1 protein-coding gene (cut by a window edge) is annotated in these 20652 nt (G+C 70.1%); it reads right to left on the bottom strand.

The features are described 5' to 3' along the window. Positions 1-20652 carry part of the coding region annotated (locus ABZ909_RS32500; protein ID WP_357007310.1) for a non-ribosomal peptide synthase/polyketide synthase on the bottom strand (this coding region is incomplete at its 3' end). Its footprint begins 9351 nt before the window's first position, so 20652 of the 30003 annotated nt are shown.

Below are 20652 nucleotides of genomic sequence, written 5' to 3'. Positions count from 1 at the left end.
CGACTTGGTCGCCTCGGCCGACAGCTCGACGCGGTGCTTGACGACGGTGGCGGTGACATCCACGGCCGGGTCCATCGCGCGCTCGGTGAGCAGCGGGTCCGGGCCCTCGATGACATCGCGCCAGAAGTCGAGTTCGGCGACGCGCTCGTCGGTGGCGGCCTCGCGCTCGAGGGCGTGTGCCCAGGTGCGCATGCTGGTGGCGGGGGCGACCAGCTCGGGGGTCTGCCCGGCGGACAGCTGGCCCCACGCGGTCACGAAGTCCGGCACCAGGATTCGCCAGGTGACGCCGTCGACCACGAGGTGGTGCGCGGCGACGACGAGGCGACCCGCCCGGGAGTTGTCGGACGGCTCCAGCCACACGAACCGGATTACCTGTCCCGCAGCGGGATCCAGCTTGTCGAGGGTGGCATCCAGTGCGGCCGTGGCGATCTCGAACAGCTGCTCGTCGGTGACGGCCGCGTCGAACTCGGTGCGGTCGATCAGCGAATCCGCGTCGACGGTGCCGGGAGCCCCGGTCTCGACGATCCAGTCCGCGTCCGGCACTCGGCGCAGGCGCGCCCGCAGCATGTCGTGGCGGTCGATGACCGCGCCGACGGTGGCGGCGATGCCCGCGCGATCGATACCGATCGGCAGTTCCAGCGCCATGGTCTGGTTGAAGCGGCCGAACTCGCCCGACCGTCCCGCCATGAAGCGGACCACCGGGGTCAACGGCATGACACCCACGCCGCCGCCCGGCAACTCGGTCAGCTGCGGGGCCGAATCGCCCTGGCCGTCCGTGGTTTCCGCGACGGCGGCCAGGCCGGAGACAGTGCGCTGCTCGAACACGTCGCGCGGCGAGAACACCACGCCACGCGCCTTGGCCCGTGACACCAGCTGGATGGAGACGATGGAGTCACCGCCCAGGGCGAAGAACGAGTCGTCGATGCCGACCCGCTCCAGGCCCAGCACCTCGGCGAAGACCTCGGCGATGGTGTGCTCGAGAGCATTGCGCGGCGCGCGGAAGACCACCTCGGTGGCGAAGACCGGCTCGGGCAGGGCCCGGCGGTCCAGCTTGCCGACCGGCGTCAGCGGCACCCGGTCGATGACCATGACCGCCGACGGCACCATGTACGCGGGCAACCGCGCCTCGACGTGCGCTGTCACGGCCGCTACATCGATCGAATGACCCGGCGTGGCAACCACGTACGACACCAGCGACGTCGCGCCGGCGGCGTTCTTGTGGCCCACGGTGACCGCGAAGTCGACGGACTCGTGCGAGGCCAGCGCGGCGTCGATCTCGCCGAGCTCGATGCGGAAACCACGCACCTTCACCTGGAAGTCGGAACGACCGACGTACTCGACCAAGCCGTCCGGGGTCCACCGCACCACGTCACCGGTGCGGTACATACGCTCGCCCGCTACATACGGGTTGGCGACGAACCGGTCGGCGGTCAGGCTCGGCCGCGCGTGATAGCCGCGCGCCAGCTGAATCCCCGACAGGTAGAGCTCACCCGCGACACCCACCGGAACGGGGCGCAGGCGGTTGTCGAGGATCAGCGACTGCATGCCCCGGATGGGACCGCCGATGGTGACCAGGTCACCCGGCACCAGCGCATCGCTGATATTGGTCATGATGGTGGTCTCGGTCGGGCCGTACCCGTTGTGGAAGGCACGAACGGTGCCGTCCGGCTGGGTCCCCTCTCCGATCGGCACCGCCCACTTCTCCACCAGATCGGCCGGGACGGCTTCACCACCGGCGACCAGCACGCGCAGCGAGTCCAGGCCCGCCGGTCCGAAGGTGGACAGCGCGGCCGGGGTGATGAAGGCGTGGGTGGCCCGCTCGCGGCGGATCAGCTCGGCGAGCTCCTCGCCGCCGTAGGTGCCCGGCGGGACGACCACGAGGGTGCCGCCCTTGCCGATGGCGAGCAGGAACTCCAGCATGGACGCGTCGAACGACGGCGACGCGAAATGCAGTGCGCGCGAGGAGGAGTCGAGCGCGTACCGCTCGGCCTGCTCGACGCTGAAGTTGGCCAGACCCGCGTGGGTGACCACGACGCCCTTGGGCACACCGGTAGAACCGGAGGTGTAGATGACGTAGGCCGGGTGCTCCGGACGCAGCGGGCGCGCCCGCTCGGCGTCGGCGATCGCGGTGTCCGCGAAGGCGTTCGCTCCACCTCCCAACGCTTGCTCCAGCTCGTCGAGCACCAGCCACTCGACCGAGTCCGGCATGTCCGCGCGCACCGACGCCACGGTGAGGCCGACCGGCGAACCGGAGTCGGTGACCATGTGGGCGATACGGTCGGCCGGGTAGTTCGGGTCCACCGGCACGAAGGCCGCACCGGTCTTGGACACCGCCCATTCGGCGAGGTAGGAGTCGTCCGACCGCGGCACGGCCACAGCGACCAGATCCTCGGCGCCGATGCCGCGCTCGATGAGCAAGCGCGCCAGGCGGTTCGAGCGGGCATCCAGCTCGCCGTAGGACAGACTCCTCCCCTGGAACACGACCGCGGTCGCGGCCGGATCGATGGCGACGGCGTCGGCGATGAGCTCGGGCAGCGTGCGCGCCGGAACGGCCGGCAGGCCGAAACGGGCCACCAGATCGGCGCGTTCGTCCTGATCCAGGATGTCGATCGCGCCGACGCCGATCTCCGGGTCGGCCGCGACGGCCTCGAGCACCCGCACCCAGCGCTGCGCGAATCCGGCCGCGGTGGCCGCGTCGAACAGGTCGGTGGCGTAGGTCAGCGCCAGCGCCATCCCGGAGTCCTGCTCCGACAGCGTGAACTGCAGATCGAAGCGGGAGATGCTCTCGTCGAGGTCGAGTGTGGAGACGGTCAGCCCCGGCAGCTCGATGCTGGTGCGGTCCAGGTTCTGGAACGCCAGCATGACCTGGAACAGCGGGTTGCGGGCCTGCGAGCGCTCGGGCGCGAGCAGCTCCACCAGCCGCTCGAACGGCACGTCGGCATTGCCGAAGGCATCGAGGTCGGTGTGCCGCACGCGGTCCAGCAGGTCGGTGAACGACTCGGCCGGGTCGATACCGGTCCGCAGCACCAGGGTGTTGACGAACATGCCGACCAGGTCGTCGAGGGCGGCCTCACCGCGACCGGCGACCGGGGTGCCGACCGCGATGTCGTCGCCGCCGGACAGCCGGGCCAGCAGCACCGCCAGAGCGCTGTGCATGACCATGAACAGCGACGAACCCCGCTGTCGGGCAACGTCTTCCAGCGCCGCGATGAGCTCCGGCGACAGCGTCCGCTGCAGCGTCGCGCCGCGATGCGAGGCGATGGCCGGGCGCGGGCGGTCGGTCGGCAAAGCCAGCTCGTCGGGCACGCCGCCGAGCACCCGCTGCCAGTAGGCCACCTGCCGCGCCATGATCGAGGACGAATCCTCTTCCGAGCCCAGCACTTCACGCTGCCAGACGGCGAAGTCGGCGTACTGGACGGCCAGCGGGGCCCAGCCCGGAACCGCGCCCTGGTTGCGCGCGGTGTAGGCGACCATCACGTCGCGGACCAGCGGCGACATCGAGAAACCATCACCGGCGATGTGGTGCACGACCACCACCAGCACGTACTCGGTGGCATCCTCGCCGCCGACGCGGAACAGGCGGGCGCGCAGCGGAACCTGTTCGGCCACATCGAAGCCCAGCGTGGCGAAGGCGGTCACGGTGGCGGTCACGTCCTCGGCCGCCACGGTGACCGGCCGCAGGTCGAGGGCGATCTCCTCGGCCGGGACGACCACCTGCATCGGGGTTCCGCCGTGCTCCGGGTACCGGGTGCGCAGCGACTCGTGGCGACGGACCACGTCCGCGACCGCGAGTTCCAGTGCGGCGGTGTCGAGTTCACCGGTGAGTCGGATGGCCAGCGGCAGGTTGTAGGCCGCCGACGAGGTGTCGTACTGGTTCAGGAACCACATGCGCTGCTGCGCGAACGACAGCGGCACCAGCTCACCGGCGGTCCGGGTGCGGGCCACCAGCTTGGCGCGGGACGCGCCGTCGGCGTGCGACTCGATGCGGGCCGCCAGGGCCTCGACCGTGGTGGCCTCGAACAGGGTGCGCACCGCGACCGTGGTGTCCAGGGCCGCGCCGATGCGCGACACGACACGGGTGGCGATGAGCGAGTTGCCGCCCAGATCGAAGAAGTCGTCATCCAGACCGACCCGCGGCAGATCCAGAACCTCGGCGAAGACGGCCGCGACCGTCTCCTGCACCGGGGTCTCCGGAGCGCGGAAGGCACGCGCCTGCGCGGCCGGGGCCGGGAGCGCCCGGCGGTCCAGCTTGCCGTTGACAGTCAACGGGATCCGGTCCAACACCACGATGGCGGAGGGAACCATGTAGGACGGCAGCAGCTCGGCCGCGCCGTCGCGGACCGCGTCGGCAGCGAAGGAGATGCCGTCCGTTTCCATTTCGCGGCTCGCCACGGCTTCCACTTCGCGGCTCGCCACGGCTTCCATTTCGCGGCTCGCCACGGCTTCCATTTCGCGGCTCGCCACGGCTGGCACCACGTAGGCCACGATGCGCTGATCGCCCGGCTGGTCCTCGCGCACGATGACCGCGGCCTGGGCCACACCCGGCTGGGCCAGCACGGCCGACTCGATCTCACCGAGCTCGATGCGGAAGCCGCGCACCTTGACCTGGTCGTCGGCGCGGCCCAGGTATTCGAGCTCACCGAAGCGGTTCCAACGCGCCACGTCGCCGGAGCGGTACAGACGCTCGCCCGGCACCCCGAAGGGGCTGGCCACGAAACGGGCCGCGGACAGATCCGGGCGGCCCAGGTAGCCACGCGCCAATTGCGGTCCGGCGACGTACATTTCGCCCGCGACACCGACCGGCACCGGGTGCAGTCGGTCGTCGAGGACGTAGACACGCAGGCCCGCGATGGCCCGGCCGACCACCGAACCGGTGGCGGCGGCGATGGTGTCGGCATCGAGCACGCGCACCGAGACGTGCACGGTGGTCTCGGTGATGCCGTACATGTTCACCAGGTACGGGGTGCCAGCCGCGGAGCTTGCGGAGCGGCCATCAGACCCAGCACCGTGGCGGGCAACCCAATCCGACAGACGGCGCAGCTCGAGCGCCTCACCGCCGAAGATGACGTAGCGCAGCGCCAGCGACTGCTGGTCACCGGCGGCCGTATCCAATTCTCGGCTCGCCGAGGTATCCAATTCTCGGCTCGCCGAGGTATCCAATTCTCGGCTCGCCGAGGTAGCGATCCGGTCCGCCTCGGCCAGCTGGTAGAAGGCCGACGGGGTCTGGTTGAGCACCGTGACCTGTTCGCGGCGCAGCAGTTCCAGGAACTGCTCGGGCGAGCGGGAGACGTAGTAGTCGACCACGACGAGCTTGCCGCCGTAGAGCAGCGGGCCCCACAGCTCCCACACCGAGAAGTCGAAGGCGTAGGAGTGGAACAGGGTCCACACGTCGTCGGGGCCGAAGCCGAACTCACGATCGGTGTTCGCCATGAGCCGCACCACATTCCGGTGCGCCACCGCGACGCCCTTGGGGCGGCCGGTGGAGCCGGAGGTGTAGATGACATAGGCGACGTGGTCCGGGCGCAGCGCGGCCCGGCGGTCGGCATCGGTGACCGGCCCGTCGGCCGCGTCCACGATATTGCCCGCCTCCAGCGAGAATCCGTCCAGCAGTACGGTGTTCAGCTCGACGGGCAGCTCGACCTGCACGGTCGAGTCGGTGATCACGCTGGTCGGCCGCGCGTCCGAGAGCACGTAGGCGATGCGGTCGGCCGGGTAGGTGGGATCGATCGGCACGTAGCCCGCACCGGTCTTGATAACGGCCAGCAGCGCCACCACCAGATCCGCCGAACGCGGCAGCAGCACCGCGACCAGCGATTCCGGTCCCGCGCCCTCGCCGATCAGGCGGCGCGCCAACACATTCGCGCGGCGGTCCAGGTCGAAGTAGGTGAGTTCCTCGTCGCCGAAGCGCACCGCGACGCGCTCCGGATGCGCGGCCACGGCCAGGTCGAACAGGCTCGACAGGGTGGCGTCGGCCGCCACGAACGGGCTGGCCAGGGCGGCCAGCGGGTTGGCCAGGCGCTCGGCGGACGCGCCCAGTGCGAGGAGGGCGGCGGCCTCGGGCGCGATGCCCGAGGTGCCGTCGGCGACAGCGCGTTCGGCGTCGGCGACCGCGGCCCGCGCGGTCCGGGCCAGGGCGACGATGTCCTCGCCCGCGGAGACCCAGTGCTCGGCCACATTGTGACGTTCGCTCTCGCCCAGCAGGTCGATATCGCCGATGAGCGCGGCCGGATCCTCGGCGACCGCGCGCAGGATGCGGACCAGGCGCTCGGCGAAGGAGACGACCGTCTCGGCGTCGAACAGGTCGGCAGCGTAGTTCCAGGACAGGCCCAGCGAGCCGTCGGCGCGCTCGCTCACGGTGAGCTGCACGTCGAACTTCGCGGTGCCCGGGTCGAATTCGACGACCTCGAGCTCCAAGCCCGGCAGCGCGACCGCCGCGGCGTCCTTGGCCCCGGCGGCCTCGAAGGTCAGCGCCACCTGGAACAGCGGGTGGTGCGCCTGCGAGCGGACCGGGCTGAGCACGTCGACGAGGCGCTCGAACGGCACATCGGCGTGCGCGAAGGCGGCCAGGTCGGTACGGCGCACCTGGGCCAGCAGGTCGCGGAAGGCGGCGTCCGGCCGTACCTCGCTGCGCAGCACCAGGGTGTTGACGAACATGCCGACCAGGTCGTCCAACGCGCGTTCGCCGCGGCCCGCGACGGGGGTGCCGATGGCGATGTCGGTGGCGCGGGACAGGCGCGCGGCCCAGGTGGCCAGGGCGGCGTGCACCAGCATGAACAGGGTGACGTCGTGCTCGCGGGCCACGCCGGTCAGGGCGCGGTGCAGCTCGGCGTCGATCGAGAAGTCGTAGGTGCCACCGGCATTGGTGGCGATCTCCGGTCGCGGGCGGTCGGCGGGCAGCTCGATCTGCTCGGGCAGGTCGGCCAGCCGGTCGGTCCAGTAGGCGATCTGCTGGGCCGCGAGGGACTCGGAATCGGTTTCCGCGCCGAGGATCTCGCGCTGCCACAGCGTGTAGTCCGCGTACTGCACCGGCAGCGGCGACCAGGCCGGGGCCTCGCCGGTGCTGCGGGACAGGTAGGCGGCCACCACATCCCGCAGCAGCGGGCGCAACGAGACGCCGTCCGCGCTGATGTGGTGCAGCACCAGCACCACCACATGCTCGGCGGGCGCGTCAGGCCCGGAGGAGTCGCTCCGCCTCTCCGCGCTTGCCTGCGTAACCACGGAGGGCCCCGCGACCGCCGTGTTGGACGCAGCCTCGCCGAGGCTGAGCACGGTGGCGCGGAACGGCAGTTCGCGGGTGACGTCGAAGAACACGCTCGCGAGCTGCGTGATGCGCGCGGTCAGGTCAGCCGCGGTGACGGTCTCGGTCCGCACCTCGAAGTCGACCTCGGACAGCGGCAGGATGCGCTGGTAGCCATCGCCCTCGACCTCGGGGTAGATGGTGCGCAGCGACTCGTGGCGGGCCAGCACGTCGCCGATGGCGGCGGTGAAGGCGGCCGAGTCGATCGCGCCGGTGAGCTTCAGCGCCACCGGGATGTTGTTGACCGCGGTGCGGTTGTCGAAGCGGTTCAGGAACCACATGCGCTGCTGCGCGAGCGACAGCGGCACCAGCTCCGGGCGCTCCTGGGCGGCCAGCGCCGCGCGGGCGCCGGTGCCGACGCGCGATTCGAGTTGCGCGGCAAGGGCGGCCACGGTGGTGGCCTCGAACAGCGCGCGCAGCGGGATGTCGGCATCCAGGGCAGCGGACAGGCGCGCGATCACCTGGGTGGCGATGAGCGAGTTGCCGCCCAACTCGAAGAAGTCGTCGTCCAGGCCGACCCGGTCCAGGCCGAGCACGTCGGCGATGGTGCCGGCGACCGTCTGCTGCACCGGCGTGGCCGGGGCGCGGAAGGCCTTGGCGGCGAACGTCGGCGCGGGTAGCTGCTTGCGGTCCAGCTTGCCGGAGGCATTGAGCGGGAAGGCGTCCAGCACCATGAAGGCGGCCGGAACCATGTAGGCCGGAAGCTGGTCGGACAGTTCGTCCTTGACCGCGTCGAGGTCGAGGTGACCGTCGGCGGCGATCAGGTAGGCGACCAGCTGATCGCCGGTGCGCTCGTCGTTGCGCACGACGACCACGGACTGGGCGATCGACGGCAGCGCGGTGAGCGCCGACTCGATCTCGCCGAGCTCGATGCGCAGACCACGCAGCTTCACCTGGAAGTCGGTGCGGCCCAGGTACTCCAGCTCGCCATTGCCGGTCCAGGTGACCAGGTCACCGGTGCGGTACATGCGGACGCCGTCGCCGAAGGGGTTGGCCACGAAGCGATCCGAGGTCAGGTCGGGGCGGGCCACATAGCCGGTGGCCAGCTGATCGCCCGCCAGGTACAGCTCACCCGCGACACCCACCGGAACCGGCCTCAGGCGCGAATCCAGCACGTACACCTGGGTGTTGAAGACCGGCGCGCCGATCGGCACCGAGGCCAGGTCGGCGTCGGTCACCTCGTGGAAGGTCACGTCGACCGCGGCCTCGGTGGGGCCGTACAGGTTGTGCAGGCGGGCGCCGGTCAGCTCGCGCAGCTTCTGCGCGGTCGGCGCGGGCAGGCCCTCACCGGAGGCGAAGACATTGGTCAGGCTGACGCAGTCGGCCGCGCCCGGCTCGGCCACGAAGACGGCCAGCATGGACGGCACGAAGTGGGTGACCGTGACGCCCTCGCGGACGATGATCTCGGCCAGGTAGGCCGGATCGCGGTGGCCGTCCGGCTTGGCGACCACCAGGCGGGCGCCGACCTGCAAGGGCCAGAAGAACTCCCACACCGACACGTCGAAGGTGGCGGGGGTCTTCTGCAGCACCACGTCGTAGGCGGCCAGCCCGTACTGGGCGTGCATCCAGACGAGGCGGTTCACGATCGCGGCATGGCTCACGGCCACACCCTTGGGACGGCCGGTCGAGCCCGACGTGAAGATCACGTACGCGGTGTTCGCCGGACGCAGCGGCGCTCGGCGCTCGGTGTCGGCGACCAGGGTGTCGGCGAAGCCGGACAGGTCCAGCTCGTCGATCCGGATCTGGCGCGCGTCGACGCCTTCCAGGTCGTCCCCGGAGGTCAGCACGCATACCGGCTTCGCGGTGTCGAGGATGTACTGGGTGCGCTCGGCCGGGTGATCCGGATCCAGCGGCACGTACGCGCCACCGGCGACGGTGACCGCGTACATACCCGCGACCAGGTCGATGGAGCGGCGCATGCCCAGCGCCACAAAGGATTCCGGTCCGACGCCCTCGGCGATGAGCCAGCGCGCGAGCTTGCGGACACGCGCCGCGAACTCGGCATAGGACAACTGTGTCTTGTTTTCCGGGCTCCGCCCGGGTGTCCCCTCGAAGGTGACCGCGGTCGCTTCGGGAGTCAGCGCGACCTGTGCCTCGAACAGCGAAACCAGCGTCGCCGCAGCGCCTTCGGAGATCTCCGGCAGCGCGGTGTCCAGCTCGAACGCGGTCTCGTTCCAGCCCACCAGCAGCTGGCGACGCTCGGCCGCGCTCAGCAGCTCGACATCGCCGACCAGCTGGGTCGGATCCACGGCCACCGCGGTGAGCATGGCGACGAAGCGCTGCGCGAAGACGTCGGCGTACTGCGCGTCGAAAAGGTCTGTCGCATAGACGAGTTCAGCGTCCATGGCCGCGGTATCGGATTCGCGGCCCGCCGCGGTATCGAATTCGCGGCCCGCCGCGGTATCGAATTCGCGGCCCGCCGCGGCACCGCCGATGACCTCGCTCAGTGTCAGCTGCAGGTCGAACTTGGCCGACTGCTGGTCGATGGCCAGCTCGGACACGCTCAGACCCGGTAGTTCCAGCGAGGTGCGGCCCAGGTTCTGGAACGACAGCATGACCTGGAACAGCGGGTGCCGGGCCTGCGAGCGGGCCGGGTTGAGCACCTCGACCAGCCGCTCGAACGGCACATCCGCGTGGGCGAAGGCCTGCAGATCGCGCTCGCGCACGGTCTTCAGCAGGTCGGTGAAGCTGGTGCCGGTGTCGACCGGCGACCGCAGCACCAGGGTGTTGACGAACATACCGACGAGGTCGTCGAGCGCCTGCTCGCCACGGCCCGCCACCGGAATGCCGACCGCGATGTCCTCGGTGCCGCTCAGGCGCGCCAGCAGCGCGGCGAAAGCACTGTGCACCACCATGAACAGGGTCGTGCCGTTGGACTGCGCCACCCGGTTCAGCCCGGCGATGAGCTCGCCGGGCACCTGGAACCGGTGGGTGCCGGCGTCGTAGGACGCGACGGCCGGGCGCGGCTTGGCCGACAGGCGCAGCTCGTCCGGCAGGCCGGACAGGGTGTCGCGCCAGTAGTCGAGCTGCTCGGTGATGAGCGAGCGCGGATCCTCTTCCGAGCCCAGCGTTTCCCGCTGCCACAGCGCGTAATCCGCGTACTGCACCGGCAGTTCGGTCCAGCCCGGGGTCTCGCCGTTGCTGCGCGCGATGTAGGCGGTCATGAGGTCGCGCACCAGCGGGTTCATGGAGAAACCGTCGGCGGCGATGTGGTGGGCCACCAGCACCAGCACGTGATCGTCGGCCGCGAGGCGGTAGGCGCGCAGGCGGACGGCGGTCTCGGTGGTGACGTCGAAGCCGCGAGCGGCGAAGTCGTAGACCGCGGCGAACAATTCGCCCTCGGTCACGTCCAGCACATCCAGCTCGGGGATGGCGCGGCCGGTGGGCAGCACCTTCTGGTAGGCGACGCCCTCGTGCGACGGGTAGAGGGTGCGCAGCGACTCGTGCCGCGCCACCACGTCGGCGATGGCCCCGCGCATGGCGTCGAGATCCAGTGCGCCGGTGAGCCTTACGGCCGCCGGGATGTTGTTGGCGGCAGATTCCGGATCGAACCGGTTGAGGAACCACATGCGCTGCTGCGCCAGCGACAGCGGCGGGTACTCCGGCCGGGACCGAACCGTGAGCGCCTGGCGCACACCGGTTCCCGCGTGCGACTCCACGCGGGCGGCCAGCGCGGCCACGGTCGGGGCCTCGAACAGCACGCGCACGCCGATCTCGGCGTTCAGCGCGGCGGCCAGGCGGGCCACCACCTGCGTGGCGACCAGCGAGTTGCCGCCCAGCTCGAAGAAGTCGTCGTCCACGCCGACGCGCTCGACGCCGAGCAGGTCGGCGAAGATCTGCGCGATGATCTCCTCGATCGGGGTCGAGGGGGCGCGGAAGCGCTTGGCCTCGAAGACCGGTGCGGGCAGGGCCCGGCGGTCCAGCTTGCCGGAGGCGTTGACCGGGAAGGCGTCCAGCACCACGAGCGCGGCCGGGACCATGTACGCGGGCAGCGAGCCGCTCAGCGCGGCCTTGACCGCGTCGACGTCCACGACCGCCTCGGGCTCGCGCACCACATAGCCGACCAGCTGGTCACCGGCGTGCGCGTCGGTGCGCACCACCACGACCGACTGGGCGACGCCCGGCTGCGCCAGCAGCGCCGCCTCGATCTCACCCAGCTCGATGCGCAGACCGCGCAGCTTCACCTGGAAGTCGGTGCGGCCCAGGTAGTTCAGTTCACCGTCGGCGGTCCAGGAGACCAGGTCGCCGGTGCGGTACATGCGGTCGCCGGAGACGAACGGGTTGGCGACGAAGCGATCCGCCGACAGGTCGGGGCGGCCGAGGTAGCCGCGCGCCAGCTGATCGCCCGCCAGATAGAGCTCACCCGCGACACCCGGCGCGACCGGGTGCAGGCGGGCGTCGAGCACGTAGGTCTCGGTGTTCCACACCGGACGGCCGATCGGCACGAACACGGTGTCGGTGTCCACGACCTCGTGGTAGGTGACGTCGACGGCCGCTTCGGTCGGGCCGTACAGGTTGTGCAGGCGGGCGCCGGTCAGCTCGCGCAGCTTCTGCGCGGTCGGCGCGGGCAGCGCCTCACCCGAGGCGAACACCTGCCGCAAACGCGGTGCGGGGAGCGAGGAGTCGCCGTTCTCGTTGCCGAGGGTGGCGACGAACACCGACAGCATCGACGGCACGAAGTGGGCCGTGGTGATGCCGGTCTCGGCGATGACCTGGGCCAGGTACACCGGGTCGCGGTGGCCGTCCGGCCGGGCGACCACCAGGCGGGCGCCGGTCTGCAGAGGCCAGAAGAACTCCCACACCGACACGTCGAAGGTGGCCGGGGTCTTCTGCAGGACAGCGTCGTTCGCGTCGATCGGGTACTCGTGCTGCATCCACAGCAGGCGGTTCACGATCGCACCATGCTCGACCGCGACGCCCTTCGGGCGGCCGGTCGAACCGGACGTGAAGATGACGTAGGCCGTGTGCTCGGGCCGGATCGCCTGTCCCCGTTCGGCATCCGTGATCGGCGCGTCGGAGTAGTCCTCCAGGTTCAGCGTGTCGACCTCGAGCACCGGCACATTGCGGCCGGTGACGAAATCGTCGCGGCTGGTGGTGAGGATCGCGACCGGGCGGGCGGTGTCGAGCACGTAGTCGATGCGCTCGTCGGGCTGATCCGGATCCAGCGGCACGTACGCACCACCGGCCTCCAGCACCGCGTACATGGCGACGACCAGATCCAGCGAGCGCCGGATGGCCAGTGCCACATGCGATTCCGCGCCCACGCCCTGGGCGATGAGCTTGCGGGCCAGCTTGTGCACCCGCGCCGAGAACTCGGCATAGGACAGAGCCGTCCCCTCGAATTCCACGGCAGGCGCATCAGGGCTGGTCAGAGCCTGTGCCTCGAAGAGCGACACCAGCGTCGCCGCCTCGCCCTCCGGCAGCGCGGGCAGCACCCGCGCCAGGTTGAACGCGGTGTCGTTCCACTCGTCGAGCACGCGCTCGCGCTCGTCGGCGACCAGCAGGTCGATATCGCCGAGCGGCCGGTCCGGGTCCGCGACAACGGCCGCCAGGATCAGGTCCAGGCGGTGCGCGAAGGCCGCGATGGTGGGCTCGTCGAAAAGGTCCAGCGCATAGGAGATCTCGGCGGACATACCGGCGTTCTCGCCGTGATCGTCCTGGGCCTCCTGCAGGGTCAGCTGCAGGTCGAACTTGGCCAGGCGGGCGTCGTAGTCGATGCCGTTGACCGAGAGCCCGGGCAGTTCCAGGCTCGCCTGCCGAGTGTTCTGGAAGGTCAGCATGACCTGGAACAGCGGGTGGCGAGCCTGCGACCGGGCCGGGTTGAGCACCTCGACCAGCCGCTCGAACGGCACATCCGCGTGCGCGAAAGCGTGCAGGTCGGTATCGCGGGAGCGAGCCAGCAGATCGGCGAAGGTCTCGGTGCCGTCTACCTCGGTGCGCAGCACCAGGGTGTTGACGAACATGCCGATGAGGTCGTCGAGCGCGGCCTCACCGCGGCCGTGCACCGGGGTGCCGATGGCGATGTCGCCGGTCCCGGACAGGCGGGCCAGCAGTACCGCGAGCGCGCTGTGCATGACCATGAACAGCGAGGCATTGTGCCGGCGGCCCAGATCCACCAGCGCCTGCTGAGTTTCGGCGGAGATGGCGAACGGATAGGTGCCACCCTGGTAGCTGGCCACCGCCGGACGCTGCCGGTCGGCGGGCAGCACCAGCTCGTCCGGCAGATCGGCGAGCGCGTCGGTCCAGTAGCGGATCTGCTTGGCGATCAGCGAATCCGGATCGTCCTCCGAGCCCAGCACCTCGCGCTGCCACAGCGCGTAATCGGCGTACTGCACCGGCAGCTCCGCCCAGGCCGGGGCCTCCCATGAGGTGCGGGCGGCGTAGGCGACCATGACGTCGCGGGCCAGCGGGCCCATGGACCAGCCGTCGGCGCTGATGTGGTGGACCACCATGCCGAGGATGTACTCGGACTCGCTGATCTCGAAAAGCGCGGCGTGCAAGGGCACTTCGTCGGTGACGTCGAAGGCCATGGTGGCCAGCTCGACCAGGTGCTCGATCAGATTGGACTCGGTGACCGGCACCGGCGTCAGGTCGGGCACGATCTGCGCGGCGTCCAGCACCCGCTGCACCGGGCCGTGCGCGGTCTCCGGGAAGACGGTGCGCAGCGACTCGTGGCGGTCGATGACGTCGATGACCGCGACCTGCAGGGCCGCGATATCGAGCTCACCGGAGAGCCGGATGGCGACCGGGATGTTGTTCACCGCCGAGGCGGTGTCGAAGCGGTTGAGGAACCACATGCGCTGCTGCGCCAGTGAAAGCGGGACCTCGCTGGGCCGCTCGCGGGCCACCAGGGCCTTGCGGCCGCCGTCGCCGACATGCGATTCCACCCGGGCCGCCAGGGCTTCCACGGTGGCGGCCTCGAACAGCATGCGCACCGGCACACGGGTGTCGAGGGCCGTACCCAGCCGGGTCGCCACCTGGGTGGCGATGAGCGAGTTGCCGCCCAGTTCGAAGAAGTCGTCGTCGACGCCGACCCGGGCGATGCCCAGCACCTCGCCGAAGATCTGGGCGACGATCTCCTCGATCGGCGTTGTCGGAGCACGGAATTCGCGCACCTCGAAGCGCGGCGCGGGCAGCGCGCGGCGGTCCAGCTTGCCGGAGGCGTTCACTGGGAACGCGTCCAGCACCATGATCGAACCCGGCACCATGTAGGCGGGCAGGGTGCGCTGCAATGAGGTCTTGACGCCGTCCAGATCCACCGGGCCGCCGGCCACGATGTAGGCGACCAGCTGATCGCCGGCCACGGTGTCGATGACCAGCACCACGGCCTGCTGCACCTTGGGGTGGTCCAGCAGCGCGGTCTCGATCTCGCCGAGCTCGATGCGCTGGCCGCGGAACTTCACCTGGAAGTCGGTGCGGCCGATGTATTCGAGAATGCCGTGGCCGATTCCGCCCGCGGGCGCGGAGCCTGCGGAGCGCCCATGGTTCCAGCGCACCAGGTCACCGGTGCGGTACAGGCGCGAACCCGGCTCGCCGTAGGGGTTGGCGACGAAGCGCTCGGCGCTCAGGTCCGGTCGGCCGAAGTAGCCGCGCGCCACCTGGACACCGCCCAGGTAGAGCTCACCCGGGACGCCCGCGGGCACCGGGCGCAGGCCCTCGTCCAGCACATAGGTCTGCGCGTTCCACACCGGGCGGCCGATGGGCACCGAGGTGACCACGGGCGCGTCGATGGGCGCGTAGGTGGCGTGCACGGTGAACTCGGTCGGGCCGTACAGGTTGTGCACGGCCGCGGTGGAGAAGCGGCGGAAAGCGGTCACGGTGGCCGGCGGCAGCGCCTCACCGGCGACCAGAACCGCACGCAGCGACAGGCATTCGGCCGACGAGGCGCTGGAGGCGAACACGCTCAGCATGGACGGCACGAACGAGGTCATGGTGACCCGGTGCCGGCCGATGACCTCCGACAGGTACATCGGATCGCGGTGGCCGTCCGGCGCGGCGATGACCTGCTGCGCGCCCACGGCCAGCGAGCCGAACAGCTCCCACACCGAGACGTCGAAGGTGACCGGCGTCTTCTGCAGGATCACATCGGTGTCGTCGATGTCGTATTCGTTGGTGATCCAGGCGATCTGGTTGAGCACCGCGGCATGCGGGATGGCCACGCCCTTGGGGCGGCCGGTCGAGCCGGAGGTGAACAGCACGTAGGCGACATTGGTCGGCCGCAGCGGCGCCAGCCGGTCCGCATCGGTGACAGGAGCGGCGCTGTAGTCGCCCAGATCCAGTGAATCCAGGTGCAGCGCTCGACAATCCGAGGATTCCACGGCATCGTCGGCGGTGGTGAGCAGCACCACCGGCTCGGCGGTGCGCAGCACGTAGTCGGTGCGCTCGGCCGGGTGGTCCGGGTCGATCGGCACGTAGCCGCCGCCCGCGGTGAGGGTGGCGTAGATGGCGACCAGCATGTCCACCGAGCGGCGGATGCCCACCGCGACCAGGGACTCCGGGCCCACGCCGGCGTCGATCAGCCTGCGCGCCAGGCGATTCACGCGCGCGGAGAACTCCGCGTAGCTCAGCTCCTCGGCGGGACCGAACATGCTGCCGCTGCGCTCGCCCGGATCGAAGATCAGCGCGGTGGCGTGCGGGCGGATCCGCACCTGCTCCTCGAACAGGTCGAGAACGGTTGCGGCGGAGGGCAGTTCGCGCGCGGTGTGGTTCCACGCGTGCAGCACGGTCTCGCGCTCACCGGCGTCGAGGACGTCGATATCGCGCACCACGGTGTCCGGCGCGGCGACGGCGGTCTCCAGCACGCGCAGGTAGCGCTGCCCGAACTCGGCCACGGTCGAGGCGTCGAACAGATCGGTGGCGTAGGACAGCACCACCGACAGTCCGGCCGGCTCACCGGCCAGGCCGCGCTGCTCGGTCAGCGTCCACTGCAGGTCGAACTTGGCGATGTCGACCTCGAGCTCGTCCGCGGAGACGGTGAGGCCGGGCAGTTCCATGGAGCCGTGCGACATCTCCTGGAACGACAGCATGACCTGGAACAGCGGGTGCCGGGCCTGCGAGCGGGTCGGGTTGAGCACCTCGACCAGCCGCTCGAACGGGACATCGGTATTGGCGAAGGCCGCCAGATCGGTCTCCCGGGTGCGGGCCAGGAAGTCGGTGAAGCGCTCGGCCCCATCCACCTCCGAACGCAGCACCAGGGTGTTGACGAACATGCCGATCAGGTCGTCGAGCGCCTGCTCACCGCGACCGGCGACCGGGGTGCCGATGGCGATGTCGCTGGTGCCCGAGAGCCGGGCCAACAGCACGGCCAGCACGCTGTGCATGACCATGAACAGCGAAACACCCTGGGCGCGAGCCAAACCCGCCAGCCGGGCGTGCAGCTCGTCCGGAATCTCGAAGGTGACGCGGGAGCCGTGGAAGCTCTGCACCGGCGGACGCTGACGGTCGGCCGGCAGGTCCAGCTGATCCGGCAGCCCGGCCAGCGCACCTCGCCAATAGGCGATCTGGCGGGCGGCCATGGACTCGGCATCGGATTCCGAACCGAGCACCTCGCGCTGCCAGATGCTGAAGTCCTGGTACTGCACCGGCAGCGGCACCCATGCGGGCTCCTGACCGGCCACCCGCGCCAGGTAGGCGGCGGTCATGTCGCGCGACAGCGGACCGAACGAGAAGCCGTCCGCCGCAATGTGATGCACCACGAAGGCGACCGCGAGATCGACCTCGTCGGCATCGAGCGCCGCCGCACCGGCGACCCGGAACACGCGCACGCGAATCGGCAGCTGAGTCGAGACATCGAAACCGGCGGAGGCGAATTCCGCCAGCGCGGACGGCAATTCGGCCTCGGCGAGATCGATGACCTCGATGCCCAGCTCCACCTCGGACATCGGCAGCACCTGCTGGAAGCCGCCGTCGCCGGACTCGGGGAAGATGGTGCGCAGGGATTCCTGGCGCGCGACCACATCGGCCAGCGCCAGCTGCAGGGCCTCGATATCGACCTGTCCGCGCAACCGCACCACGAAGGGCAGGTTGTAGGTGGGGACATTCGGGTCGAACTGGTTGAGGAACCACATGCGCTGCTGCGCCAGCGACAGCGGCACCCGGTCCGGGCGCTCCTGCGCCACCAGCGGGGTACGCGAAACATCGGACGGCCCAGCGGCTTCCACCCGCGCGGCGAGGCCCGCCACGGTCGGGGTCTCGAACAGCGCGCGCACACCCAGGCGGGTGCTGAACGCGGCCGAGATGCGGGCCACCACCTGGGTGGCGACCAGCGAGTTGCCGCCCAGATCGAAGAAGTTGTCGTCGACGCCGACCCGATCGTGGCCGAGCACATCGGCGAACACGCCCGCCACGATCTCCTCGGCGGCGGTGCGCGGCGCGCGGTAGCCGGCGGCATCCGCGCTGAACACCGGCTCCGGCAGGGCCTTACGGTCCAGCTTGCCGGAGGTGTTGAGCGGGAAGGCGTCCAGCACCATGATCGACGCCGGAACCATGTAGGACGGCAGCTTCTCGGCGGCGAAACGGGTCAGCTCGGCCGGATCGATGGACTGGCCGGGGACCGGGACCACGTACGCGACCAGCTGCTGACCGGTGGCGGTGTCCATGACCAGGACGGCGGCCTGGCTGACGGTCGGGTGGGCCAGCAGGTCGGTCTCGATCTCGCCGAGCTCGATGCGCTGGCCGCGGAACTTCACCTGGAAGTCGGTGCGGCCGATGTACTCCAGGGCCCCGTCGTCGTTCCAGCGGACGAGGTCACCGGTGCGGTACATGCGTTCGCCGTTGGGCGACAACGGGTTCGCGACGAAGCGGTCCGAGGTCAGATCCGGGCGGCCCTTGTAGCCGCGCGCCAGCTGACGGCCCGCCAGATAGAGCTCACCCGCGGCACCGATGGCGGCGGGCCGCAGCCGCGAATCCAGAACGTAGACTTCGACATTCCACTCGGGCAGACCGATCGGCACCGTGACGTTGTCGGCGGCGGTGTTCTCCCAGTAGGTGACCGAGACCGCGGCCTCGGTGGGACCGTACAGGTTGTGCAGCCCGGCCGAGGTGATCTCGCGGAAGCCCGCGCCGGTCTCCGGCGGCAGCGCCTCACCGATCACGAAAACGTACTTCAGCGAGGCACACTGGGTCCGGGTGGCGTGCGCGACGAAGACCGTCAGCATGGACGGCACGAAGTCGGTGACCGTGATGCCGTGGCGCTCGATCATCTCCGCCACGTACAGCGGATCGCGGTGGCCGTCCGGGGTCGCCACGACGAGCTTCGCGCCCACCAGCAGCGGCATGAAGTAGCCCCACAGCGACACGTCGAAGGTGGTGGCGGTCTTCTGCAGGTAGACATCGTCTTCGGTGAGCGGATACTCGTCGAGCATCCACAGCTCTTGATTGACGATGGCGTGGTGGGTGACGGCGACGCCCTTGGGGCGGCCGGTCGAGCCCGAGGTGTAGATGACGTAGGCGGTGTTGTCCGGGCGCAGCGGGGCCAGGCGATCCGCATCGGTCACCGGCTCCGCGGAGAAGCCGGAGACGTCGAGCGTGTCGATCTCCAAGCGCCGCACTCGAGCCGCGGAGCTTGCGGAGCGGCCATCGAACTCAGCCGGCAGTCCGAGCTCGTCGCGGGCGGTGGTCAGCACACAGACCGGTGCCGCGGACTCGAGGATGTAGGCGGTGCGGTCGGCCGGGTGATCCGGGTCGATCGGCACGTACGCGCCACCGGCGCGCAGCACCGCGTGCATGCCGACGACCAGGTCGAGCGAGCGGCGCATGCCCAGGGCGACCAGCGATTCCGGGCCGACGCCGTCCGCGATGAGAAAGCGGGCCAGGCGATTGACGCGCGCACCGAACTCGGCGTAGGTGAGCTGCTCGCCCTCGAACTCGACGGCGACATTGTCCGGGGTCAGCGGAATCTGCTTGTCCAGCAATGCCGGCAGCGTGGTGACCGGCACCTCGTGCGCGGCGGAGTTCCACTCCACCAGGGTGCGGGTGCGCTCGGCCGCGGTGGTGATGGGCAGGCCCCAAACGGGCTGCTCCTCCCCCGCCGCCAGGAAACGATCGAAGAACTCCAGGAACCGCGCGTGGTGACGCTCGGTCTCGTCCTCGGAGTACAGGTTGGGGTTGGTCTCGAAATCGATGTGATTCCGAGTGCCCTTCACCGACTGGTAGAAGTTGACGCCCAGATCCTCGATGGAACCGGTGGACAGCACGCTGTATTCACCGGTGATGTCACCGAGCACGACCTCGTTGTGGAACAACATGATGTTGACCCACGGGCCGAAGAACTGCGAGCCCACCTCGCCCCCGGTGAATTCGCCCGTAGAGTCGCGGCGAATGTCCTCGGCGCGGTAGCGCTGGTGACGCAGCGCACCCGAGACCTCCACCTGCACCTGTTTGAGCAGATCGGTCACGGTCGCGCCGTGGCCGACGCGCAGGCGCAGCGGCACGATGTTCGAGGCGGCGCCGCCGGAGCGGCGCATGATCGCGGTGGTGCGCGCGGTCACCGGGAGGCTGAGGATGACGTCCTCGCTACCGGTCCACTGCGCGAGATAGGCCGCGAAACCGGCGATGAGCAGACCTGCGGGCGACGACTCGTGGCGCGCCACGGCGTCGTCCAGCAGCGAGCTCTGATCCTCGCTGAGCGCGCCCGTGGCGATCCGGTTGATGGCGGCCGGCGGCGCGGAGCGGCCGACCAGGCTGGTGCCGTCCTCGAGCCCGGCGACCCGCTCGGCCCAGTACTCCTTGTCGGACTTGAAGCGGCTGCTCTCACGGTAGGCGAATTCCTGCTCGACCAGGGTGGGCAGGTCGGTCAGCTTGTGCGGCGCGGGCTCGACACCCTGCACGTACGCGGTGTACAGCTCGGCGACGCGGGTCATATAGGTCACCGCGCCGAAGCCGTCCAGCACGATGTGGTGGATGCGCGCGTACCAGTAGTAATGGCCGTCGGCCAGCTTCAGCATGGCCGTGCGGATGAGGCGGTCCCGGGTGAGGTCCAGCGGGGCGCTGTAGTCGGCGCGCATCCAGGCCTGGGCCGCGGCGGCCGGATCGGCCTCATCGCTCAGATCGACGTGGTAGATGGTGCGGTCCAGCGAGTGGTCCACCATCTGCATGGGCTCGCCGTCACGCTCGACGATGCGCAGGAAGCCCGACCCGAACTCCTCCGAGCCGTGGACCATGGCGCGTTCCAGCAACTCGAGGTCGAGTTCGCCGCGCAGTTCCACGTACTGGGCGATATTGATCGGGACCTGCGGGTCCAGGTGCTGGGCATACCAGATGCCGAGCTGCGCCGGCGACAGCGGGAAAAGTTCGCCCGATCCCGGTGCGATTTCGCTGCCAGCTTCGCCGATGCCGCCGAAATCCAGCCGGTCCAA

The organism is Nocardia sp. NPDC046763, assembly GCF_040645495.1.
Taxonomy (GTDB): domain Bacteria; phylum Actinomycetota; class Actinomycetes; order Mycobacteriales; family Mycobacteriaceae; genus Nocardia.
Note: the sequence above shows the minus strand (reverse complement) of the source record. Positions and strands in the feature narration are given on the sequence as shown.